Here is a 23654-nt window from a genome sequence, read left to right as displayed (position 1 = left end):
CCCGTCGCCCGCCCGGCCCGTCGCCCGCCGGCCCGCTACAGCCAGCCCTTCTCGCGGGCGATCCGGACGGCCTCCGCCCGGTTGCGGGCCACCATCTTCTGGATGGCCGTGGAGAGGTAGTTGCGCACGGTCCCCTGCGAGAGGTGCAGCGCGCTCGCGATCTCCGCGTTGGTGGAGCCGTCGGCCGCCGCGCGCAGCACATCACGCTCGCGGTCGGTCAGCGGGCTCGCCCCGTCGGCGAGCGCGGCGGCGGCGAGGGCCGGGTCGATGACCCGCTCCCCGGCCAGCACCTTGCGGACGGCTTCGGCGAGTTGGGCCGCCGGAGCGTCCTTGACCAGGAAGGCGTCGGCGCCCGCCTCCATCGCCCGGCGCAGATAGCCGGGGCGGCCGAAGGTGGTGACGACCACGATCCTGACCCCGGGCAGTTCGCGGTGCAGTTCGGCGGCGGCCTCGATCCCGGTCATCCCGGGCATCTCGATGTCCAGGAGCGCGACATCGACGCGGTGTTCACGGGCGGCGGCCAGGACCTCGTCACCGCGGGCGACCTGGGCGGCCACCTCGATGTCGGGTTCCAGGCCGAGCAGGGCCGCGAGGGCCTCGCGGACCATGGACTGGTCCTCGGCGAGGAGAAGCCTGATCATGCTCATTCCGCGGATCCTAGTGCGACCGGGACCCGCAGCGTCAGGGCGAACCCCTTGCCGCCCGGGGCCGGATCCGTGGACAGGGTGCCGTCGACCGCGGCGAGCCGTTCGGCGATGCCGCTGAGGCCGTTGCCCGCCCTCGTACCCGACGGGCCCCGGCCGTCGTCGGCCACGCACAGTTCGAGGAGCGGCCCGGCGAGGGTCTGGCGCGGGGTGAGGGTGACCGTGCAGTGGCGGGCGCCGCTGTGGCGCACAACATTGGTGACGGCCTCCCGCAGCCCCCACGCGAGCACCTCCTCCTGCTGCCCGGGTACGTCCTCGGGGGCCTGTGCCGGGACGGCGGCGGCGATTCCGGCGGCGGCCAGCGCCGTACGGGCTCCGGCCAGTTCGCCGGGGAGCGTGGGGCGGCGGTAGCCCGTCACCGCGTCGCGCACGTCCACCAGGGCCTGGCGGCTGACCTGTTCGATGTCCGCGATCTGGGCGGCGGCCCGGTCCGGATGGTCCGGCAGCATCCGGCCGGCCAGCTCGCTCTTGAGCGTGATGAGGGAGAGCGAGTGGCCCAGCAGGTCGTGCAGATCACGGGCCAGGCGCAGCCGTTCCTCGTTGGCGGCGAGCTGGGCGACCGTCGCACGGGCCTCGCGCAGCTCGATCGTCGTACGGATCATCTGCCGTACGCCGGTCATGGCGAACCCGCCCAGCAGCGCGGGGAAGACGAGAGCCGTGATGACCTCGCGCGGATGGTCGCCGGTCAGGCCGATGAGCACCAGCACCCCCGTTGTGAGCGGGATCAGCCGGGCGGCGAGCCGCATCGGGAGCGTGGCGCCCGCGGAGACCGCGACGTACACGAACAGCACCAGCCAGGGCGTGCCGAGCGTCAGCGAGAGGGTCACCGCCAGGGCACCGAGGAACGCGATCGTCGCGAGGACCTTGGTGCGGGCGAGCGCCTTGGAGGTGTGCCGGAAGACCAGGACCAGGTAGGCGGCGACGAAGACGACCAGACCGAGCGCGCCGAGCGCGCGGGCCCACGCGGTGTGGTCGCCCTTGACCACGTCGGTGACGGGCGCGCCCATGAAGGCGAGCCAGATGCCGATCCACAGCAGCTTGACGAAGAACTGCCGGCGGTCCTGGGGCGGGCGGCCCGGCCCCGCGTACGCCTCTTCCACGCCGCTCTCCCCCGCACCGCTCACACTGCTCACGCCACTCACGCCTTCAGGGTGTCCTTCCGGTAGAGCCGGGCCGCGCCGCCCGCGAAGAGCAGGAAGTAGCCGCAGAGGATCGCGATGTCCCTGGCCTCCGGCGCGCCGCCCGTCCCGACGGACCGGCCGACAGCAGCGTACGCATGGGTGGGCAGCCATACGGAGATATTCTGGAGCCACTGCGGGAAGGTGGCGGTCGGCATCCACAGCCCGCCGAGGATCGAGAGCCCGAAGTAGAGGATCATCGTGATCGGGCGGACCGCGTCACCGCCGGCGAGATAGCCGATGGCGACCCCCAGCGCGGCGAAGACCAGCGACCCGGCCCAGATGAGACCGGTCAGGGCGAACCACTGCCAGGCGTCGAGGGTGACGTGTCTGACGGACGCGGCGACGACGAACACCACCACGACGCAGGGCAGCGAGACGATCGCGGCACCGGCGGTCTTGGCCAGGACATAGCCGATGCCGGGCAGGGCCGTCAGCCGCAGCTGGCGCACCCAGCCCCGCTCGCGCTCCTTGGCGATGCGTTCGCTGTTCCCCATGAGCACGGCGGTCAGCGCGCCGAAGGAGGCCATCGAGACCATGAAGAAGGCCTGCGTCGTCAGGTCCGAGCCGGGCACGGTGCCGGTGGTGTTCCGGGTGCCGGAGACCAGCAGGTAGATCACCGACGGATGGATCACCGAGAAGAACATGAACTTCTTGTTGCGCAGGGTGCGGGTCACTTCGAGCCCGATGAGGGCACCCGGGAAGGAACCGGTCATGCGGCTTCGGCCTCCTCGGCCCCGGTGAGGGCGACGAAGGCCTGTTCCAGGCCGAGCCCGGTGACTTCGAGGTTGCGGGGGTGGAGCCCGAGGCCGTACACCGCGTGCACGGTCGCGTCGGCGTCGTGCGACCGGATACGGACCCGGTCGCCGGTGATGTCCAGGGCGGCGAGCGCGGGCAGCGAGCGCAGGGCCGCCGGGTCCGCCCCGTCCTCCAGCTCGAAGGAGATCCGGCGGGCCCCGGCCCGGGCCTTGATCTCGGCCGCGCTGCCGTCGGCGAGGAGGCGGCCCTTGTGCAGGACGAGGACACGGTCCGCGATCGCGTCGGCCTCTTCGAGGTAGTGGGTGGCGAACAGGACGGTACGGCCCTGGCCCGCCCGCTCGCGCATGGTGGCCCAGAAGGCCTGGCGGGCGATGACGTCCATGCCGGTGGTCGGCTCGTCGAGGACGATCAGATCGCTGTGCCCGGCGGTGGCGAGCGCGAACCGTACGCGCTGTTCCTGGCCGCCGGAGAGCTTGTTGACCATCCGTCCGGCGATCCGTGCGACCCCGGCCCTGGCGAGCACCTCGTCCACCGGATACGGCTCGGGATGCAGCCCGCAGACGAGGCGGACCAGTTCCCCGACGGTGACGTCCTCCATCAGGCCGCCGCTCTGGAGCATCGCGCCGACCCGTCCCGCGGCGATCGCCTCCTGGGGACCGGTGCCGAAGAGCCGGACCGTACCGGAGTCGGGCGTGCGCAGTCCGAGGAGCAGATCGAGGGTGGAGGACTTGCCGGCGCCGTTGGGGCCGAGGAGCGCCACGGTCTCGCCGGGGTGCAGGTCCAGTGTGAGCCCGTCGACGGCGGTCACCTCCCCGTAGGCCTTGCTGACGCGGTCGAACCGTACGGGGACGGCTCCGGCGGTGCGCGCGGCGGCTGTTGGTGTCATGTGCCCAGGCTCGCCGTCGGGGGGCGCGGGCGGCAGGGCCGGCTGTCGTGGATGCGGGATGACAGATGTCATGCCGGGCCGGCGACGGGGCGTACGACGCCGCCCCCGGCCGGAGGGTTCCGGCCGGGGGCGGGGCGGGTGCGCGAGTGCGTACGCGGGTGCTTACGGGCGGCGGGCGGTCAGCCCTGGCCCGTCAGATCGATCGTGACGGTGCGCTCGGCCGCGGTCTTCCCCGCCAGTGCGGTCTTCATGGCCTGGGCCACGTCGTCCGCGCTGACCTGGTGCTTCTTGCCGTCGCCCTTGACCGCCATGACACCGTCGAAGACTCCGTCGCACAGGGTGTCGATGGCCTGCTTGTCGTAGTGGTCGACGAGCCGGCCGTCGACCGCCTTCATGGACAGGATCTTCGGCAGGGACCTCGTCGGGCCGAACAGGATCTCCTTGGGACCGGCCTTGATGAGGATCAGACCGGACATCGCGGGCTCGGCGAACTCCTTCATCGCCCGGTCCAGTTCGGCCTGGGTGATGGTGGGTTCGTGCGTGGCGACGGGCAGTTCGACGACGCCCGCCTTCCCGGTCTGCACCTGGGCCCGGTAGGCGTCCCGTACGGAGATCAGGGACTGGCCGACGTCCAGCGCCTTGCCCGCCTTGCCCGGTACGGCGACCGCCTTGTCCGGCTCGAACTTGATCGTGCCCTCGGTCACGGAGCCGGAGACGCCCGCCAGGTCGGTCAGCGCGACCCCGAGCTTCTCCTCGTCGACCGGGATCACCGGGTCGGCGGGACGCTCGCCGCCGAACAGGGAACCGATCACCGACACCGGGTTGTAGTCGCTGCCCGCGGCGGCACGCACGGTCGCCTGGCTGTCCAGGGTGAGACCGGCCTTCTCCGGGACCAGCGTCTCCTTCTTGCCGTCCACGGACAGCTGGAGGGGAGCCTGGGCACGCTTGCCGAGGGCGGCTTCGAGCTTGCCGACCGCCTCCTCCTTCGTGCCGCCGCCGATGTCGACGCCGAGCACCGTGGTGCCCTTGGGAACCTCGGAGTGGTTCATCACGAGCCCCGCGCCGTACGCGACACCGAGCAGCACGACGGCACCCGCACCGAGCAGGACCAGCTTGGAGCGGCCCTTCTTGGCGGGCGCGGCCTTCGGGGCCGGGCGGGCGGCGGGTCCGGGCGCCGGGACGGACGCACCGGCGGGTCCACTGCCCATCGGGCCCGGTCCCGTGCCGTCGGCTCCGGCGGGCCTGCTCGGGAACGACGAGCGGGGCTCGCTGGGCACGACGGGGATGCCGCTGGTGAGCGTGTCACCGGAGACATGGCCGCCGGGTCCGGGCTCGGGGGCCGGGGCCTGCGGGGTCAGTATCGCGGTGTCGTCCGACATCCGCGGCGGTACGCCGCCGGGGGCACCGGGCACCATCGGACCGGGGCCCGCCGGGCCGCCGATGCCGTGGGCCCCCCCGAGGTCGGGGGTCAGGAACGAACTGCCGGTGGCCGGGCCCGTGGTGGGACCGGACGGGCCCGGGGTACGCACCCCGAGGTCCGGGGTGGCCCTGGGGCCGCCGCCGGGAGCCCGGTCGCCGAACGCGTCCAGGGCGCTGGCGCCGGACTGCGGGCCGTCCGAGAAGTACGGCAGGTCGGCACGGGGCGGGGTGGCGCCCCCGGCCCCCGTACCGGCTCCGGCGGCGCCGGTGTCACCGCCGCCGGAGGGGGTGGCGGGGCCGGCCACCGAGGTGGTCGTCGGGGTCTTGCGCGGGGCGAACCAGTCGCTGCCGCTCTTCTCCTTGCCCGGCCTGGCGGCGGGCGGCTCGGCGGCGCCGTCCCGCGCCTCCGTGTCCGGGCCGCCGGACGCCGCGGGCGCGAACCCGGGCGGGAGCGTGCCGGGACGCACGGTGCCGCCCGTGCGCTCGGACTCGGGGCGGGCGCCGGAGGTGTCGCCCTCGCCCATCGGCGTACGCATCACGACCGGCGGGATGGGGCGCGAACCGGGGATGTTGATCCGGATACGCGTCGTCAGCGTCGTCTCGGTCCTGGGTTCCTCGGGCCGGGGCGGGTCCGCAGGGTCCGGGGTCTCGCCCGGACCGTCCTGCGACGGATACTGGCGGGATCCGTACGGCGGCGTACCCGACGGGTACGCGGCTCCTCCGCGCCCCTGGGGCCCGGAGGACGAACTGTCAGTTTCACGACTCAAAGCAGGTTCTCCCGATTGGCTCCGCCGCCCGTACTTCCCCCATGCCGCAGGCCAGGGGACGGCTCGGCGCGCGCACCACCATACTGGCCGCCGCCGAGGGACACTTCGCGACCGGGGGAAACCTCCACCCCCGCATCACACCCGTGAATGTCATTCCGGGATCGGACATCGCACATCACGTACCGGACCGGCCCGTGTCGGTGACCGATCGGGGCAGCCTGGAGGTAGTGGCGCAGATCACAGCGACGGCCGTCCCGCCGAGCAGGAAGAGCGTCAGGCCGAGTTCGTCCCCGAAGACGTAGTCGCCCTCGGGCCGTCCGCCCAGCAGGACGATCACCGCGACGAGCCAGCCCGCGCCCGGTGCCAGCGCGCCGAGCTGGGTCCCGAACAGCGTCCGGCCGCCGTAGAAGACTCCCGCGGACGCGGCCAGGGCGAGCAGCAGTCCGCCGGGGAACCAGGCCGCCTGGACGAACGATCCGGCCAGCGCGACCAGCGCCCCCAGCACCGCGAGCCCGGCGTAGGCGGCGATCCGGGAGGGGTTCAGCGGCGCGGCGAGACCGGTGGGCCGCGGGCTCCTGGGCGGTGCGTCGGTGCGCGGCGAACGTGCCTGGGCCCGCGCCTTGTCCTTGCCGTTGCTCATGCCCGCGCTCCCGGTGCCGGTGCCGTGTCCGGCACGCCTTCCGGCCCGTGCGCCGTGCCCGACGGTCCGTGCTCCGGGTCCGGGGATCCGTGCTCCGCGTCCGGCAGACCCGCGAAGAGGTCCGTCTCCCGGGCCTCCGCCCCGGCCCCCGGAACCCCGTGCACCAGCTCGTAGTACTCCGTCGTGAAGACGGGCTGCCCGAGGTCGTTGGAGAGGGCGAAGAAGGGGCCCTGGAGCGCGATCTGGGTGGCATGGGCGCGCAGGGCGGCCGTCTTCGCCTCCGCGTACGCCGAGCCGTCGATCTCCGCGGTGATCCGCGCGTCCTCGACCACACCCGGTACGTCGTCGACGGCGGCGATGCCCGCGAAGGCGTCCGGGGCCATGGCCCTCAGCCGCTCGAAGCCCGCCTCGGCCACCGGCCGGGGCACCCGGTTCCAGTAGATCTTCGCGATCGCGTGGGGTGCGGCGGTTCCGGGGCCGGTGCCGTACGCCGGGTCGGCGGCGAGCTCCGCGGCGCGCGTCGCGACCCGGTGCGCCTGGATGTGGTCGGGGTGCCCGTAGCCGCCGTCGGGGTCGTAGGTGACGAGGACCTGGGGGCGGACCTCCCGGATCACCTCGACGAGCGGGGCGGCGGCGTCGTCGACGGCGGTGTCCCAGAACGCGCCGGACCGGTGGTTCTGCGCGGCGCCCATCATGCCGGAGTCGCGGAACCGTCCCGGGCCGCCGAGGAAGCGGTGGTCGGACACGCCGAGCTCCCGCATCGCGGCGGTGAGTTCACCGATGCGGTGGGCCCCGAGTGTGTCGTCCCGGTCGGCGGCGAGGTGGGCGAGCGCGGGCGGGATGATCTCGCCCTCCTCGCCCAGGGTGCACGTCACCAGCGTGACGTGGGCGCCCTCGGCCGCGTACCTGGCCATGGTGGCGCCGTTGTTGATCGACTCGTCGTCGGGGTGCGCGTGCACCAGGAGCAGCCGGCGCGCGGGAAGGTCCTTCATGAGGACCACCCTACGAGCCCGGCCCCGGGTCCGGGGCCCGGCGTCCGGGGCTGGGGCTCAGATACCCGGCATCGACCGGTGCGCGGGCAGAAGCCGAGCGCACACGGTCAGAAGACGGGCGCGCACGGTCAGAACTTGATGCTGCCGATCATCCCCGCCACGTTGCTCGTCAGATCGGAGATGGTCGGCGCGATGGACGAACTCGCGATGTAGAACCCCAGCAGCATGCAGACCACCGCGTGTCCGCCCTTCAGTCCGGATTTCCGGATCAGCAGGAAGACGATGATCGCCAGCAGCACTACCGCCGAAATCGAGAGCGCCACGGCGGTTCACCTCCATCAGTACGGTCGGGACGGGCAGCACACGTGGAGCCAGCAGGTTCATACCCACCGAGCGCTACGGATCATAACTATCCGTGCCAAGGCATTGATCGGGGCACAGCAGCACGAGGGGCGCACGAACCGTTCCCCGGGGCTAAGTTCGGAGCCATGACCTCGCAGAAGCTGTCCTTCCCCCGCCAGCACGCACGGACCCAGCGGTTCACTCTCGGCGCACCGCGCGCGTTCACCGTCTCACCGGATGAGACGCGGGTGATTTTCCTCCGCTCGTCCTCGGGCACCGACCGGACCAACCGGCTCTGGGTACTGGACCCGGCGACCGGCGAGGAGCGCCTGGCCGCCGACCCCGAAGCCCTGCTGGGCGGTTCGGCGGAGAAGCTGTCGCCCCAGGAGCGGGCCCGCCGTGAGCGGACCCGGGAGGGTTCGGCGGGCATCGTCGGCTACGCGGTCGACAGCGCCGCCGAGTTGGCGGCGTTCGCCCTCTCCGGAAAGGTGTACGTGGCCGAATTGCGGGCCGGGACGGCACGGGCGCTGCCGGTGCCGGGTCCGGTGATCGACCCGCGGCCCTCCCCCGACGGACGGCACATCGCCTATGTGACGAAGGGTGCGCTGCGCGTCGTGAGCGCGGCGGGCGAGGACGACCGGGCGGTCGCCGAACCGGAGGCCCCGAACGTCACCTACGGCCTGGCGGAGTTCGTCGCGGCCGAGGAGATGCACCGCTTCCGGGGCTTCTGGTGGTCGCCGGAGTCGGACCGGCTCCTGGTGGCCCGCGCCGACGACAGCCCCGTCCAGCGTTGGTGGATCGCCGATCCGGCGCATCCGGACAGCAGGCCCGCCGAGGTCGCGTACCCGGCCGCGGGGACGCCCAACGCCGATGTGCGGCTCTTCCTGACGGACCTGGACGGGGCCCGCACCGAGGTGGTCTGGGACCGGGCGCAGTACCCGTATCTCGCCCAGGTGCACTGGTCGTCGGCGGGCGCCCCGCTGCTGCTGGTGCAGGCCCGGGACCAGCGCGGCCAGCGCTATCTGGCGGTGGACACCGAGAGCGGTGCGACGCGGACCGTGCACGTCGACGAGGACCCGGTGTGGCTTGATCTTTTCCCCGGAGTGCCCGCGTGGGCACCGGACGGGCGGCTCGTACGGATCGCCGACGAGGGCGGCGCACGGGTGCTCGCGGTGGGCGACCGGCCGCTGACGGGGGCCCAGTTGCACATCCAGGCGGTGCTGGACATCGGTGAGTCGGACGTCCTGGTGTCGGCGACGGCGGGCGAGGAGGCGGCCGTCCCGGAAACCGGGCAGAGCCATGTGTACCGGGTCAACGAGCTGGGCGTCGAGCGGATCTCCGAAGGCGAAGGGGTGCATTCGGCGGTCCGGTCCGGTGCGCTGACCGTGCTGGTCTCGGCGTCGCCGGAGCGGCCGGGGGCCACCGTGGAGGTGCTGCGGGACGGCAAGCGGATCGCCCGGGTCGCGAACTTTGCCCAGGAACCGGTGCTGTCCGCCCGGGTGACACTCACCGAGGGGGGCGCACGGCGGATTCCGTGCGCCGTGCTGCTTCCCACGGGTTATCAGGAGTCGGACGGTCCGCTTCCGGTTCTGATGGATCCGTACGGGGGGCCGCACGGCCGCCGGGTGGTCGCCGCGCACAACGCGCATCTGACGTCCCAGTGGTTCGCCGACCAGGGGTTCGCGGTGGTCGTCGCGGACGGCCGGGGCGCACCGGGCCGTTCGCCGGGCTGGGAGAAGGCGGTCCGGGACGACTTCGTGCTCACGCTCGACGACCAGATCGAGGCACTGCACGCGCTCGCCGGGCGCTTTCCGCTGGATCTGTCCCGCGTCGCGATCCGCGGCTGGTCCTTCGGCGGCTATCTCGCGGGGCTCGCGGTGCTGCGGCGCCCGGACGTCTTCCACGCGGCGGTGGTGGGCGCTCCGGTCACCGACTGGCGGCTGTACGACACCCACTACACCGAGCGCTATCTCGGCGACCCCGCCGAGCAGCCCGAGGTGTACGCGCGCAACGCCCTGATGACGGACGACGGGCTGTCCGAACCCGCCGACGAGATGCGGCCGATGATGATCGTGCACGGTCTGGCGGACGACAACGTGGTGGTCGCCCACGCCCTGCGGCTGTCCTCGGCGCTGCTCGCCGCGGGCCGTCCGCACGAGGTGCTGCCGCTGAGCGGGGTGACGCACATGACCCCGCAGGAACAGGTGGCGGAGAACCTGCTGCTGCTCCAGGTGGACTTCCTCAAGCGGTCCCTGGGCCTCTGAGGCCCGCCCGGGAGCCCGGCCGGGCCTCCTTGGGGCCGCCGCAGGGCCTCCCCCGGGCCTCCGGGCGCCCTCGGGCCTCCCGGAGGCCCCGTCACCAGCCGGGCGGCGGGGAGGAGGGCGGCGGCGGGCCGTAGCCGGGCGGACCGGCGGGCGGGGTGCCCGGTGCGGCGGAAGGTCCGCCCTGCGGGTGGCCGGGGACGGGCGGGTAGCCGTATCCCGGCCCCTGCCCGGCCGGCGGCGCGTATCCCGGTCCGTACCCCGGTCCGGCTCCCTGACCGGGCGCGGCGCCGGGGCCCCAGCCCTGGCCCCAGCCGCCGGGGCCGTAGCCCTGGTTCCCGCCGGGGACCTGCTCGACGCCCCCGCGGGCCAGGGCGATCAGTGTCACCGCCCCGGCGAGGACCGAGAAGAACATGGTCAGCATGTTCAGCTGGAGCTCGGTCCCCATGTCGGCGAAGTCGTCCAGCATGTCGTGGTGGACCGTGCGGGCGACGCCCAGGGCGCCCGAGGAGAGCACGAACCCGCCGGCGATCAGGCCCAACGGCCGGGTGTGGACCGCGTGGACGAGGGCGCTGAAGGCGGCGACCAGACAGAGCAGGGCGACGGACACGCTGCTCCAGCCGGGCGGCGCGTCGGTCAGCGCCACCCGGATCCGTTCCCCTCCGGTGTACCAGTCGGGGTAGACCGAGGACGGCAGGGTGAACGCCTGCCGGACCTCCCACGCGAGGTAGACCGCCCCCATGGCTCCCAGCACCAGGAAGGCGAGGGCCGAGGCGCCCCGGCCGGGACGGGTGGGCCGCTCCCCGCCGGTCTCGTCCGCGGGACGGCGGCCCGCCGCACCGGTGACGATCAGCGCGAGCGCCGCCGCCAGGGCCACGAAGGTGCCGATCATCGCGCGGGTGCGCAGCTCGTCCGCGTAGGAACCGTCCATCCAGGAGGCGCCGATGATCCAGATGCCGGGGAGCCGCACGACCAGGGTGACCACCCCGGTGGCGACCAGCACCGAGGCGGCGACGGAGGACCGCAGCGCGGCGACGGCGGCCAGCGCGTAGACCACGAGCAGCACGGCGCCGTCCTGCGAGGTCGCGGGCACTCCCTTCGGCCGGGAGTCCATATAGCCGGCCCAGTACTCCCACAGCTCGGCCGGTCCGCCGAGGGCCCTGAGGTCGCGCACTATCCAGCCCGCCGCGATCAGCGCGAGCACCGCGCACAGCACAGCGCCGGTGATTCTTGCTCCCCGTGTCAACGTCACACCGGCGATACTCCACTGCCCCGTGGAGATGAACAAGGGGATCCGGAGGGAATCGCGTTCAGGGGTACGGGAACGGGCAACCGGCCGGGGCGACATGACGACACTCCGGCCGGTTCACGGCACCCGCACGGCCGTACGCTGTTCATCGTGGGGCGTTCGTATATCGGTGCGGCGACAGTCGAGTTGCCTCTGTGTTAACGCATTTGGTGCGTGTTCATCGCCGTTTGCCGCCCGGCTCCGCATTCCGGTTCGGAACCGTTCGGGATTCCGGCCGGATTCCGCCCGGATTCCGGCCGCGAGATATCCGTCCGGCGGCTCCCCGTAATCCGCGGACCGTTTCCGGCATTGACGAGCGGGGTCACGGTCCGTTTTCCGGCTCCGGCTCGGAAGGGTCCCCGTCCTGCGGCGGCCGGCCCTTCCTGAGCGCCGTGCCGGGTGCCTCCACATCCGGGCCCGGGGTCCCGTCCTGAGTCCCGCCCGGGGTCCCGTCCTGAGTCCCGCCCTGGGTATCCAGCTGCCCCTCCGGCGGCACCACCCGCTTCTCCTCCGCGAAGTGGCACGCCGAATCGTGCTTCGCCGGACTGTCCACCAGCCGGAACACCGCCGGGACCGCCAGCAGCGGCACCTCCAGCTCGCACCGCTCCTGGGCCTTCCAGCACCGGGTGCGGAAGCGGCAGCCGGACGGCGGGTGCGCGGGCGAGGGCACGTCGCCGTGCAGGATGATCCGCTCGCGGTACTCGCGGGCCATCGGGTCCGGCACCGGGACGGCCGACAGCAGCGCCTGGGTGTACGGGTGCGTGGGGTGGTCGTAGATCTCCGCGTCGGTGCCGATCTCGACGATCCGGCCCAGATACATCACCCCGACCCGGTCGGAGATGTGCCGGACGATCGACAGGTCGTGCGCGATGAACACGAAGCTGAGGTTGAACTCCGTCTGGAGCCGGTCCAGCAGGTTGACCACCTGTGCCTGGACGGAGACGTCGAGCGCGGAGACCGGCTCGTCGGCCACGATGATCTCGGGGTTGAGCGCGAGGCCGCGGGCGATGCCGATGCGCTGGCGCTGACCGCCCGAGAACTGGTGCGGATAGCGGTTGATGTACTCCGGGTTGAGCCCGACGACGTCCAGCAGGTCCTGGACCTTCTGGCGCCGGCTGCCCTTGGGGGCGACCTCGGGGTGGATCTCGTACGGCTCCCCGATGATGTCGCCGACCGTCATCCGCGGGTTCAGCGAGGTGTACGGGTCCTGGAACACCATCTGGATGTTGCGGCGCACGGCCTTCAGCGCCCGGCCGGACAGCTTGGTGATGTCCTCGCCCTTGTAGCGGATCGCGCCCGCCGTCGGCCGTTCCAGATGGACCAGCATCCGGGCCACGGTCGACTTGCCGCAGCCGGACTCCCCCACGATGCCCAGGGTCTCGCCGCCCGCGAGATCGAAGCTGACCCCGTCGACGGCCTTGACGGCCCCGATCTGCTTCTTGATCAGGATGCCCTGGGTCAGCGGGTAGTGCTTGACGAGGTCGCGGACCTCCAGGATCGGGTCGCCGTTCGCGTACGCCGTCCGCTCCCGGGCCTTGGACAGCAAAGTGGCGGCCACCTCGCCCTCCTCGCGTGCTTGCTTGCGTCCGCCGGAGTGGTCAGCGTGCATCGAGCGTCTCCTTCCAGAAGTGGCAGGCGCTCTGACGGTCCTCGGCCACGTCGTACAGCGGCGGCTCGTCGGTGCGGCACACCGCCTGGGCCATCGGGCAGCGGGGGTTGAAGGCGCAGCCGGGCGGGATGTGCAGCAGGTTGGGCGGCAGGCCCTTGATCGCGTACAGCTCCCGGCCCTTCTGGTCCAGCCGCGGGATGGACCGGAGCAGGCCCTTGGTGTAAGGGTGGGCGGGGGCCCGGTAGATCTCGTGGACCGGGGAGGTCTCGACGATCCGGCCCGCGTACATCACGGCGATCTTGTCCGCGACGTCGGCGACCACGCCGAGGTCGTGGGTGATCAGGATCAGGCCCATGTTCAGCTCGCGCTGGAGCTCGGCGAGCAGATCCATGACCTGGGCCTGCACCGTCACATCGAGCGCGGTGGTGGGCTCGTCGGCGATGATCAGGGAGGGTTCCAGGGCCAGCGCCATGGCGATCATGATGCGCTGGCGCATACCGCCGGAGAACTGGTGCGGATAGTTCCCGACCCGCTCCTTGGCGGCCGGGATACGGACCCGGTCCATCAGCTCGATGGCCTTGGCGCGGGCGTCCTTCCGGGACATCCCCCGGTGCACGACGAACATCTCGCCGAGCTGCTCGCCCACCGTCAGGACCGGGTTCAGCGATGACAGCGCGTCCTGGAAGATCATCGCCATCTCCTGGCCGCGGACCTTGCGGCGCTCCTCCGGCTTGAGCTTCAGCAGATCGCGGTCCTTGAAGAGGATCTCGCCGCCGCCGATCCTCCCGGGCGGCATGTCGAGGATGCCCATGATCGCCTGGGCGGTGACCGACTTCCCGGAGCCGGACTCGCCCAGGACGGCGAGCGTCTCCCCCTCGGAGACCGAGTAGTTGACCCCGTTGACGGCCTTGGCCACGCCGTCGCGGGTGTGGAACTCCACGTGCAGATCGCGCACTTCCAGCAGCATGGCAACGGGCTCCTCAGCGCAGCTTGGGGTCGAGGGCGTCGCGCACCGCGTCGCCGAGCATGATGAACGCGAGCACGGTCACCGCCAGCGCTCCGGCGGGCCAGAGCAGCATGTGCGGGGCGTTGCGGATGTAGTTGGAGGCGGCGGAGATGTCGATGCCCCAGGACACGGCGGGGTCCTTCAGACCGACCCCCAGGTACGAGAGGGTCGCCTCCAGCGAGATGTACGTACCGAGCGCGATCGTCGCGACGACGATGACCGGGGCGATGGCGTTGGGGGTGATGTGGCGCAGCATCATCCGGGAGTTGGAGGCGCCCAGCGCGCGGGCGGCCTGGACGTAGTCGTTCTGTTTCGCGGTGATCACCGAGCCGCGGGCGATACGGGCGATCTGGGGCCAGCCCAGCAGGACGATGAAGCCGACGACGGGCCAGACGGTGGAGCTGGTGACGACGGAGAGGAAGACGAGGCCGCCGAGGACCACCGGGATGCCGAAGAAGACGTCGGTGATCCGGGAGAGGATCGCGTCCCAGAAGCCGCCGAAGAAGCCGGCCAGGCCACCGAGCACGCTGCCGAGGATCGCGACGCCGAGGGTGGCGCAGACGCCGACGGTCACCGAGGTCCGGGTGCCGTAGACGACCCGGGTGTAGACGTCGCGGCCCTGCGGGTCGAAGCCGAAGGGGTGGCCCGGTTCGGAGCCCTTCTGGGCGTCGTCCAGGTTGGCCTGGAGCGGATCGCCGCTCGCGATCAGCGACGGCCAGATGGAGATGATGACCAGGAAGAGGATGACCAGCCCGGAGATGATGAAGACGGGGTTGCGGCGGAGGTCCCGCCAGGCGTCGGACCACAGGCTGTGCGGTTTGCCGGACGGGCCCGTTCCCTCGGGTCCGCCCGGTGTCTTCTCCAGGGTCACCCCCTCCTCCAGGGCGAGATCCATCGCGCCGCCGGCTCCCGCCGGGGAGATCGCTCCGTCCGATGACAGCGGCTCAGGCATAGCGGATCCTCGGGTCGAGTACGGCGTACAGGAGGTCGACGATCAGGTTGGCCGCCAGGAAGACGAGGACCAGGACGGTGACGAACCCGACGACGGTCTGGGAGTTCTGGCGCAGGATGCCCTGGTAGAGCTGATAGCCGACGCCGTGGATGTTGAAGATCCGCTCGGTGACGATCGCCCCGCCCATCAGGGCGCCCACGTCCGTGCCGATGAAGGTGACGACGGGGATCAGCGAGTTGCGCAGCAGGTGCCGGACGACCACGCGGCGCCGGGGCAGCCCCTTGGCCACGGCGGTGCGTACGTAGTCGGCGCGGGCGTTCTCCGCGATCGAGGTCCGGGTGAGCCGGGTGACGTAGGCCAGCGAGACCGAGGCGAGCACGAGTCCGGGGATGAGCAGTTCGTTGACGGGGGCCTCGGGTGACACGGAGGGCTTGATGATGCCCCATTCGACGCCGAGGAGGAGCTGGAGCAGCAGGCCGGTGACGAAGGTCGGGACGGAGATGACGACGAGGGTGAGGATCAGCACGGTGGTGTCGATGGGGCGGCCCCGGCGCAGGCCGGTGACGACGCCGAGGCTGATGCCGATGACGATCTCGAAGACGATCGCGATGATGGTGAGCCGGATGGTGATGGGGAAGGCGGTGGCCATCAGCTCGGTGACCGGCTGCCCGTTGAACGCGGTGCCGAAGTCGCCGGTGAAGACGTTGCCCATATAGGTCAGGTATTGCTGCCAGACCGGCTTGTCGAGGCCGAACTCCGCCTCCAGTTGCGCAGCGGTGGCCGGGTCGCACTGGCGGTCGCCGCAGAGGCCCGCGATGGGGTCGCCCATCACGTTCACCATGAGGAAGATCAACAGCGTGGTGCCGAAGAAGACGGGGATCATCTGCAGCAGCCGCCGGATCACATAACGTCCCATGAGGGGCTCCGGGGGTCGGGGCGAACAGGCGGGGGGAAGGGGACCGTGGCGTGCCCCGGGCCGGGCGGCGGAGGCGCTCGGGACGCCCCGCCACCCGGTGTCAGCGGGTCACTTGACCTTGATCTCTTCGTAGACCGGGACGCTGAAGGAGTTCAGCGCGACGTTGGAGACCCGGTCCGAGTAGCCGGCGCTGCCGTTCTGGTACCAGAGCGGGATGACGGGCATCTGCTGGACGAGGATCCTCTCCGCGTCCTGGAAGGTGGAGACGGCCTTCGCCTTGTCGGTCTCGGCGTTCGCCTGGTCGACCAGGTCGTCGAACTTCTGGTCGCTCCACTTGCCGTCGTTGGACGGGGCGTTGGTGTAGTACACCGGCTGCAGGAAGTTCTGGATCAGCGGGTAGTCCATCTGCCAGCCGGCGCGCCAGGCGCCGGACAGCTTCTGCTGGGAGACCTGGCTGCGGAAGTCGGCGAAGGTGCCGACCGGGCCGCCGACACAGGCCTTGTTGTTGCCCATGACGTTGTTGATGCTGTTGCAGACGGCGTCGACCCATTCCTTGTGGGAGCCGGTGTCCGCGTTGTACGAGATCTTGAGCTGGCCGCCGGGGATGCCGCCGCCCTCCTCGATCAGCTTCTTGGCCTCGGTCTTGTCGTACGTGCACTCCTTGCCGCACAGCCCCTTCTTGAAGCCGCCGTCCGCGCCGAGGACCGGGGAGGTCCAGTCGGAGGCGGGGGTGCGGGTCTTCTGGAAGATCTGGTCGGTGATCTGCACCCGGTTGATCGCCATCGACAGGCCCTGGCGGACCTTGGCCCCGTCCGGGGTGTCCCAGGCCTTCTCGTAGAAGGGGAAGGCGAGGGTCTGGATGATGCCGGCCGGGGTGTTGATGTAGCGGTCGCCGAGGTCCGCCTTGACGTTCTTGAGCTGGGAGGCGGGCACATCGTCGACGAGGTCGAGGTTGCCGGCCGTCAGGTCGGTGTAGGCGGTGTTGTTGTCCGTGTAGACCTTGAGGTCGATACCGCCGTTCTGCGCCTTGTCGTCGCCGGGGTACTCGTCCCACTTGCGCAGGTTCATCGACGAGCCCTTGGCGTACTTGTCGATGGTGTACGGGCCGTTGCCCACCGGCTTGGAAAGCCAGGCGTCGTGGTCCGTGAAGAACTGCTCGGGCAACGGGGCGAACGCCGGGTAGCCGAGGGTGTCGGGCCACAGCGAGAACTTCTGGCTGAGCTTGGCCGTGAAGGTCCTGTCGTCGACGATCTTGAGCCCGGTGAGGGAGGCCGCACTGGCGGCACCGCTCTCCGGGTGCACCTTGTCGTAGCCGTCGATGTACTGGAAGAAGTAGGCGTTCTTCTGGTTGTTCTTCAGCGCGGCGCCGTAGTTCCAGGCGTCGACGAAGGACTTGGAGGTGATCTTCTCCCCGTTGGAGAAGGTCCAGCCGTCCTTGATCGTGATCGTGAAGTTCTGCGAGTCCGTCGTCTCGATCTTCTCGGCGAGCATGTCGGTGGCCTCGCCGGTCTTCGGGTCGTACCTCTTGAGACCCCGGAAGACCATGTCGAGGACCTTGCCGCCCTGCACCTCGTTGGTGTTCGCGGGCTCCAGCGGATTCTGCGGATCGCCCCAGGAGGAGCTCACGATCCCGTCGGCGCCACCACCGCCACTGTCGCTGTCCCCGCCGCCGCAGGCCGTCGCTGTCAGGGCGACAGCCACCGCACATGCGGCCCACCTGGCCTGTGTGGCTCCGCGCATGAAGTGCCTCCTAGAGTCCATTGAGTAGCTCAATGCCCTATATCACCCCATTTGACGGCCTATCGCATTTTCGCTTACCCCGTACGGGCACACGCGAAGGCGCCCGGCCCCCCAAGGGGGACCGGGCGCCTTTCGCTCACGTACGCCGGAGGGTCACGCCGCGTGCACGACGTCCCTCTCCTCGGCGAAGTGGCACGCGGACTCGTGCGCGGCCGGGGTGGTCGAGGACGCGAAGCGCTCGGGGATGGCCAGCAGGGGCATCTCCGTGGCGCACTTGTCCTCCGCCTTCCAGCAGCGGGTACGGAACCGGCAGCCGGACGGCGGGTTCGCCGGTGACGGAACGTCACCGCTCAGGATGATCCGCTCACGGCCTTCGCGCGCCGACGGGTCCGGCACCGGGACGGCCGACAGCAGCGCCTGGGTGTACGGGTGCGTCGGGTGGTCGTAGATCTCGGTGTCCGTACCGATCTCGGCCATCTTGCCGAGGTACATGACGCCGACCCGGTCCGAGATGTGCCGCACGATCGACAGGTCGTGCGCGATGAAGAGGTAGGACAGGTTGAACTCGTCCTGGAGCTTCTCCATCAGGTTGATGACCTGGGCCTGCACCGACACGTCGAGCGCGGAGACCGGCTCGTCGCAGATGATGATCTCCGGGTTGAGCGCGAGGCCGCGGGCGATGCCGATGCGCTGGCGCTGACCGCCGGAGAACTGGTGCGGGTACCGGTTGATGTACTCCGGGTTGAGCCCGACGACGTCCAGCAGCTCCTGCACCCGGCGGCGGCGGTCACCCTTCGGGGCCACCTCGGGGTGGATCTCGAAGGTCTCCCCGATGATGTCGCCGACCGTCATCCGCGGGTTCAGCGAGGTGTACGGGTCCTGGAACACCATCTGGATGTTGCGGCGCACGGCCTTCAGCGCACGGCCGGACAGCTTGGTGATGTCCTGGCCCTTGTAGAAGACCTCACCGGCGGTGGCGCGCTCCAGCGTCATCAGGAGCTTGGCGACCGTGGACTTGCCACAGCCGGACTCGCCCACGATGCCCAGGGTCTCGCCCGCGTAGAGATCGAAGGAGATCCCGTCGACGGCCTTGACCGCGCCGACCTGCTTCTTGAAGAGGATGCCCTGGGTCAGCGGGAAGTGCTTGACCAGGTTGCGCACCTGGAGGATCGGCTCCCCCTGGGAGACCGGCGCGTCGATGGCGGCGACCGCCTCGGCCTCGGTCGCGGCGTGCACGGTCTCGACGTCGGAGACGTTCGGGGTGGCGTCCACCGGCTCCTTCTTGAGCTCAGCCATGGATCGTCTCCTTCCAGAAGTGGCACGCGCTGCCGCGGCCGTCCAGCTCGGTGCCGTCCTGCTCGGTCACCGGGAGCAGGGCCGGGGTGTCCGTACGGCAGATGTCCTGCGCCTTCGGGCACCGCGGGCTGAACGCGCAGCCGGAGGGGATGCGCGTGAGGTTCGGCGGCAGACCCTTGATCGCGTAGAGCTCCTGGCCCTTCTGGTCCAGGCGCGGGATCGAGTCCAGCAGACCCTTGGTGTACGGGTGCGCCGGGCGGCTGTACAGCTCGCCGACCGGTGCCGTCTCCACGATCCGGCCCGCGTACATCACGGCGATCTTGTCCGCGACATCGGCGACCACGCCGAGGTCGTGGGTGATCAGGATCAGGCCCATGTTGTACTCGCGCTGGAGCTCCGCGAGCAGGTCCATGACCTGGGCCTGCACCGTCACGTCGAGCGCGGTGGTCGGCTCGTCCGCGATGATCAGGTCCGGCTCCAGGGCCAGCGCCATGGCGATCATGATGCGCTGGCGCATACCGCCGGAGAACTGGTGCGGGTAGTCGGAGATACGGGCCGCGGCGGCCGGGATCTTGACCTGGTCCATCAGCGCGATGGCCTTGGCCTTGGCGGCCTTCTTGGACAGGCCCTGGTGGACCCGGAACATCTCGCCGAGCTGGTAGCCGACGGTCAGGACCGGGTTCAGCGAGGAGAGGGCGTCCTGGAAGATCATCGCGATCTTCCGGCCGCGGATCTTCCGGCGCTCCTCGTTGGACATCTTGAGCATGTCCTGGCCGCGGAAGAGGATCTCACCCTGGGTGATCTTGCCGGGCGGCATGTCGAGGATGCCCATGATGGTCTGCGCGGTCACGGACTTGCCGGAACCGGACTCGCCGAGCACCGCGAGCGTCTCGCCGGCGCTGACGGTGTAGTTCACACCGTTGACCGCCTTGGCCACACCGTCGCGGGTGTGGAACTCCACGTGCAGATCGCGGACGTCCAGCAGCGGACCGTCGCCCTTGACGGAATCCCGCGGCTCGGGGACGTGTGCCGTCTTGTCGATGATAGTCACGAACGCCTCCCTCAGCGCATCTTGGGGTCGAGGGCGTTGCGGACCGCATCGCCGAACATCAGGAAGGACAGCACCGTGACCGAGACCATCACCGAGGGGATGACCAGGACGTACGGAGCATTGCGGAGCTGGTCCTTCGCGGAGGACACATCGATGCCCCACGAGACCGTCGGCTCGGCGAGGCCGATACCGAGGAACGACAGGGTGGCCTCGGCGGCGATGTAACCACCGAGCGCGATGGTGGCGACCACGATCACCGGAGCGATGGCGTTCGGCAGGATGTGCCGCGTCAGGATCCGGGTGGTGGAGGCGCCGAGCGCCTTGGCGGCGACCACGTAGTCGGACTGCTTGATCGTGATGACCGAGCCTCGGGCGACACGGGCGATCTGTGTCCAGCCGAGGAAGGCCATCGACAGGATCACGACCCAGACCGAGCGCTCCTCGAAGCTGGTCAGGATGACCATGGCGCCGACGATGAACGGAACACCGAAGAAGACGTCGGTGATGCGGGAGAGGATCGTGTCGATCCAGCCGCCGAAGTAACCGGCGATCATGCCGACCACCAGGCCGGTGACGGTGACCGCGATGGTCACGACCACACCGACGGTGATGGAGGCTCGGGCCCCGTACACGACACGCGCGTAGATCGAGCGGCCCTGGACGTCGTAGCCGAGCCAGTCGGGGGCGAAGAAGTTGCCCCACTTCGGGTGCTGGAGGTAGTGCTCGGCCAGGTTGGCGTCCCGCGGCGAGGCGCTGGTGAACAGGCTCGGGAAGATCGCCATGACGGCGAGCAGCAGGATCAGCGCCATCGAGATGATGAACAGCGGGTTGCGGCGCAGGTCGTGCCAGGCGTCGGACCAGAGGCTGCGCGGCTTGCCGGGAGCGGGCCCGGAGTCCGTCACGGCGGGCGCTTCCACGCCGGTGGCCGGAGCGTCGGTGCTCTTGAGTGCGGTGGTGTCAGGCATACCGGATCCTCGGGTCCAGGACCGCGTAGAGCAGGTCGACGAGCAGGCTGCAGACGAGATAGACGATGACGAGCAGCGTCACAACGCCTACGACGGTGGCGCCCTCACGCTTGGCGAGCGCCTCGAAGACGAGCGATCCGACGCCCTTGATGTTGAAGATGCCCTCGGTCACGATCGCGCCGCCCATCAGGGCACCGATGTCGGTGCCGAGGAAGGTGATGACCGGGATGAGCGAGTTGCGCATCAGGTGGACGCCGATGACGCGGCGGCGCGGCAGGCCCTTGGCGACTGCCGTGCGCATGTAGTCGGCGCGGATGTTCTCGGCGACCGACGTACGCGTCAGACGGGCCACATAGGCGAGGGACAGCGACGCCAGGACGATGGCCGGCATGATCAGCTCGGTCGGCGTCGGGTCGATGCTCACGTTCGGGTTGGCGATGCCCAGCTTGAACGCGACGAAGTACTGGACGAGGAAACCCAGCACGAAGGACGGCATGGAGATCAGCACCAGCGTCAGGCCGAGCAGACCGCGGTCCCGGAGGGACTCGGCCTTCAGCCCGGCGATGATGCCGAGGGAGATGCCCGCGACGACCGTGAAGACGAAGGCGAAGAGCGCCAGCTGGATCGTGACCGGGTAGGCGTCGGCGATGACTTCGGAGACCGGACGCTGCGTTCCGATCTGCGTGCCGAAATCGCCCTGGAACAGATTGCCCAGGTAGTTCAAATACTGCTGCCAGATCGGCTTGTCGAGCCCGTACTCCGCCTTCAGCGCGGCGATCTGAGAGGGATCGACATGCTGTTCACCGGCCAGCGCTCTGACGGGGTCGCCGGGCAGTGCGTACATCATCAGGAAGACCAGTAGGGTCGACCCGAGGAAGACCGGGATCATCTGGAGCAGTCGTCGTGCGACATAGCGCCCCATGGGTGCCTCCGTGTGGGGATAACTGCGGCTCGGGGGCCGCCTCTTCGCAGAGACGACCCCCGAGCCTCCGGCACCGCTGAGGGGCAGCTGTACCGGATAACGGCCAAGTGGGGAAATGACCCGCCGGCGTACTACTTGGTGGTGACGCCGGTCAGTTCGAGGTCACCGTGGAAGTCGACCTTGACGTTGTCGACGTTCTTGCCGTGGCCGCCGTTGATGGCGTAGTACCAGAGCGGAATGGCCGGCATCTTGTCGACGAGCTTCTTCTCGACCTCCTGGTAGGCGGCGACCGAGGCCTCGAGCGAGTCGGCCTTGTCCCCCTTCGCCATCAGGTCGTCGATTTCCTTGTCGTTGAAGCGGCCGTTGTTGGACTCCGCCTTGGAGTGGTAAAGCTCCTTGAGGAAGTTCACGTTGACCGGGTAGTCGGCCACCCAGCCACCGCGGTAGAAGCCCTTGACCTCGTCGTTGTCACGGGCTTCGAGGTCGGTCGGGAAGTCGGGCTTGGCGTCGCCCACGCAGTCGACCCCGGTGGCGTTGCGGATGGACTCGCAGACAGCGGTCACCCACTCCTTGTGCCCGCCGTCGGCGTTGTACTGGATGAAGATCTTGTTCTCAGGGACGCCGCCGCCGTCCTTGATCAGCTGCTTCGCCTTGGTCGGGTTGAACTTCAGGATGTCCGAGTCGAGCGTCTGGTTGCCCTTGACCTGCGGGGGCGTGAAGCTCGTCGCCGGGGTGCGGGTGCCGTTCAGGACGGTCTTCGTGATCGTGTCACGGTCGATCGCCATGGACAGACCCTGGAGGACCTTGGGGTCGATGTCCTTGAACGTCTTGGAGTAGAACGCCGGGTTCAGCGACTGGATCGCGGCGTACGGCTGCTCGATCGCGCCGTCACCGAGGTCCGTCTTGTACTTCGGGAGGTCCTTCGGACCGACCTGGCGGATCATGTCCAGGTTGCCGGAGAGGACGTCCTGGTAGGCGGCCTCGACGGTCGAGTAGTTCTTGAACTGGATGCCCTTGTTGGCAGCCTTGTTCGGACCCTGGTACCCATCGAAGGCCTTGACCTGGATGAGCTTCTTGTGGGTCCACTTCTCGAACGAGTACGGACCGTTACCGATCGGCTTCTGGCCGAACGCCTTCGGGTCGTCGTAGAAGACCTTGGGCAGCGGCGCGAACGTCGCGTAGCCGAGCTTGTAGTTGAAGTACGGAACCTTCTCCGACAGCTCGATCGTGAACGTGGTGTCGTCCACGGCCTTCAGACCGGACATGGCCTCGGCCTTCGGGTCACCCTTGTCCGGGTGGACGTCCGCGTAGCCCTTGATGTCCGAGAACCAGAACGCGTTCTGCTGGGCGTTCTTGACGTTGGCGTACCAGTTCCACGCGTCGATGTACGACTGCGAGGTGACGGCCTCACCGTTGTGGAACTTCCAGCCCTTCTTGAGCTTGACGGTCCACGTCTTGGAGTCCTTGGTCTCGACGGACTCGGCGTTCGTGAGAACGATGTCGCCCTTGTCGTCGAAGTCCAGCAGCTGCGTGAACAGCGACTGGATGACGTAGGAGCCGTTGCTCTCGTTCGTGTCGGCCGGCATCAGAGGCTTCTGCGGCTCGCCGACGTCGATCGAGACGTACCCGGCGGGCTGTCCCGACGTGTTCTTCTTGCCTTCGTCACTGTCGCCGCCACCACAGGCAGTCGCGGCCAGGGCGATGATTGCCGCTCCCGCGACCCACTTGGCGCTCTTGGCACCGCGCATGGGTTTCCTCCTCATGAGTCCACTTTTGACTACAAGAGGGGCACTGGAGAGATTCACCGACACCCCTGACGGTGATCGTTCAGTGCCCCGAGTGTGCTCGTGAGTCGGCACTCCCCACAGTGCGTGACCCATTGACCCGAGCTCAATGGAGCCAACTATTGGGTACGGCCGGGCTGTAAACCACACTTAAAGGGTCTCGGTTTGACAACATCA

General features: G+C 69.9%; 20 protein-coding genes. 1 reads left to right on the top strand and 19 read right to left on the bottom strand.

Going from position 1 to position 23654, the window contains the following annotated elements; genetic code table 11:
• Positions 1-35 precede the first annotated feature (35 nt).
• The 8 genes from ABT170_RS18215 to ABT170_RS18180 all read right to left on the bottom strand — a co-directional run bounded on the left by ABT170_RS18215 (position 36) and on the right by ABT170_RS18180 (position 7668).
• Positions 36-647, bottom strand: a complete 612-nt coding sequence (locus tag ABT170_RS18215) for a response regulator (RefSeq protein ID WP_329946252.1) — start codon at positions 645-647, stop codon at positions 36-38.
• The gene (locus ABT170_RS18210) at positions 644-1828 is read right to left on the bottom strand and encodes a sensor histidine kinase (protein WP_351868479.1); all 1185 of its coding nucleotides are present in this window, start codon (positions 1826-1828) and stop codon (positions 644-646) included. The genes ABT170_RS18215 and ABT170_RS18210 overlap by 4 nt, the downstream gene beginning before the upstream one ends.
• A gap of 14 nt (positions 1829-1842) precedes the next feature.
• Positions 1843-2598 carry an ABC transporter permease gene (locus ABT170_RS18205; RefSeq protein ID WP_351868448.1) on the bottom strand — a complete coding sequence of 252 codons (756 nt, stop codon included), beginning with the start codon at positions 2596-2598 and terminating at the stop codon, positions 1843-1845.
• Positions 2595-3527: an ABC transporter ATP-binding protein gene (locus tag ABT170_RS18200; protein WP_351868446.1), complete on the bottom strand. Its 933-nt coding sequence runs from the start codon at positions 3525-3527 to the stop codon at positions 2595-2597. Before ABT170_RS18200 ends, ABT170_RS18205 begins: the two co-directional genes overlap by 4 nt.
• A gap of 179 nt (positions 3528-3706) precedes the next feature.
• Complete coding sequence (locus ABT170_RS18195) at positions 3707-5713, bottom strand: hypothetical protein (protein WP_329946256.1); 2007 nt, start codon at positions 5711-5713, stop codon at positions 3707-3709.
• A 175-nt stretch (positions 5714-5888) separates the two neighbouring features.
• Positions 5889-6353, bottom strand: a complete 465-nt coding sequence (locus ABT170_RS18190) for a DUF6113 family protein (protein WP_329946257.1) — start codon at positions 6351-6353, stop codon at positions 5889-5891.
• The gene (gene mshB, locus ABT170_RS18185; RefSeq protein ID WP_351868441.1) at positions 6350-7345 is read right to left on the bottom strand and encodes an N-acetyl-1-D-myo-inositol-2-amino-2-deoxy-alpha-D-glucopyranoside deacetylase; all 996 of its coding nucleotides are present in this window, start codon (positions 7343-7345) and stop codon (positions 6350-6352) included. The genes ABT170_RS18190 and mshB overlap by 4 nt, the downstream gene beginning before the upstream one ends.
• Positions 7346-7473: 128 nt before the next feature.
• The gene (locus ABT170_RS18180; RefSeq protein ID WP_003966517.1) at positions 7474-7668 is read right to left on the bottom strand and encodes a hypothetical protein; all 195 of its coding nucleotides are present in this window, start codon (positions 7666-7668) and stop codon (positions 7474-7476) included.
• Positions 7669-7833: 165 nt separating this feature from the next.
• On the opposite strand from ABT170_RS18180, the gene ABT170_RS18175 reads away from it, so the two are divergent.
• Positions 7834-9951 carry a S9 family peptidase gene (locus ABT170_RS18175; protein WP_351868437.1) on the top strand — a complete coding sequence of 706 codons (2118 nt, stop codon included), beginning with the start codon at positions 7834-7836 and terminating at the stop codon, positions 9949-9951.
• 91 nt (positions 9952-10042) lie between these two features.
• On the opposite strand, the gene ABT170_RS18170 is transcribed toward ABT170_RS18175, so the two are convergent.
• The 11 genes from ABT170_RS18170 to ABT170_RS18120 form a co-directional block, all read right to left on the bottom strand.
• The gene (locus tag ABT170_RS18170) at positions 10043-11200 is read right to left on the bottom strand and encodes a hypothetical protein (protein WP_329946260.1); all 1158 of its coding nucleotides are present in this window, start codon (positions 11198-11200) and stop codon (positions 10043-10045) included.
• Positions 11201-11558: 358 nt separating this feature from the next.
• A complete protein-coding gene (locus ABT170_RS18165) occupies positions 11559-12845 on the bottom strand; it encodes an ABC transporter ATP-binding protein (protein WP_351868434.1) in 1287 nt (428 codons plus the stop codon).
• Positions 12835-13812, bottom strand: a complete 978-nt coding sequence (locus ABT170_RS18160; protein ID WP_329946262.1) for an ABC transporter ATP-binding protein — start codon at positions 13810-13812, stop codon at positions 12835-12837. The genes ABT170_RS18165 and ABT170_RS18160 overlap by 11 nt, the downstream gene beginning before the upstream one ends.
• A 13-nt stretch (positions 13813-13825) precedes the next feature.
• The gene (locus ABT170_RS18155; RefSeq protein WP_329946263.1) at positions 13826-14803 is read right to left on the bottom strand and encodes an ABC transporter permease; all 978 of its coding nucleotides are present in this window, start codon (positions 14801-14803) and stop codon (positions 13826-13828) included.
• On the bottom strand, positions 14796-15719 hold the full coding sequence (locus tag ABT170_RS18150) for an ABC transporter permease (protein WP_329946264.1): 924 nt from the start codon (positions 15717-15719) through the stop codon (positions 14796-14798). Before ABT170_RS18150 ends, ABT170_RS18155 begins: the two co-directional genes overlap by 8 nt.
• A gap of 108 nt (positions 15720-15827) precedes the next feature.
• Positions 15828-17459 (bottom strand): peptide ABC transporter substrate-binding protein, encoded by a 1632-nt coding sequence (locus tag ABT170_RS18145; RefSeq protein ID WP_351868430.1) that lies wholly within the window; start codon positions 17457-17459, stop codon positions 15828-15830.
• A 153-nt stretch (positions 17460-17612) separates the two neighbouring features.
• A complete protein-coding gene (locus ABT170_RS18140; RefSeq protein WP_329946266.1) occupies positions 17613-18755 on the bottom strand; it encodes an ABC transporter ATP-binding protein in 1143 nt (380 codons plus the stop codon).
• The gene (locus tag ABT170_RS18135) at positions 18748-19806 is read right to left on the bottom strand and encodes an ABC transporter ATP-binding protein (RefSeq protein WP_329946267.1); all 1059 of its coding nucleotides are present in this window, start codon (positions 19804-19806) and stop codon (positions 18748-18750) included. The genes ABT170_RS18140 and ABT170_RS18135 overlap by 8 nt, the downstream gene beginning before the upstream one ends.
• An 11-nt stretch (positions 19807-19817) precedes the next feature.
• On the bottom strand, positions 19818-20771 hold the full coding sequence (locus ABT170_RS18130) for an ABC transporter permease (protein WP_329946268.1): 954 nt from the start codon (positions 20769-20771) through the stop codon (positions 19818-19820).
• A complete protein-coding gene (locus ABT170_RS18125) occupies positions 20764-21693 on the bottom strand; it encodes an ABC transporter permease (protein ID WP_266923438.1) in 930 nt (309 codons plus the stop codon). The genes ABT170_RS18130 and ABT170_RS18125 overlap by 8 nt, the downstream gene beginning before the upstream one ends.
• Before the next feature lie 131 nt (positions 21694-21824).
• Entirely contained in the window at positions 21825-23441 is a 1617-nt protein-coding gene (locus ABT170_RS18120; RefSeq protein ID WP_329946269.1) for a peptide ABC transporter substrate-binding protein, read from the bottom strand.
• Positions 23442-23654 lie beyond the last annotated feature (213 nt).

It is taken from the genome of Streptomyces sp. NPDC001787 (assembly GCF_040297465.1).
GTDB lineage: Bacteria > Actinomycetota > Actinomycetes > Streptomycetales > Streptomycetaceae > Streptomyces.
The sequence above is the reverse complement of the archived record's forward strand: the minus strand, read 5'-3'. Positions and strand labels throughout refer to the sequence as shown.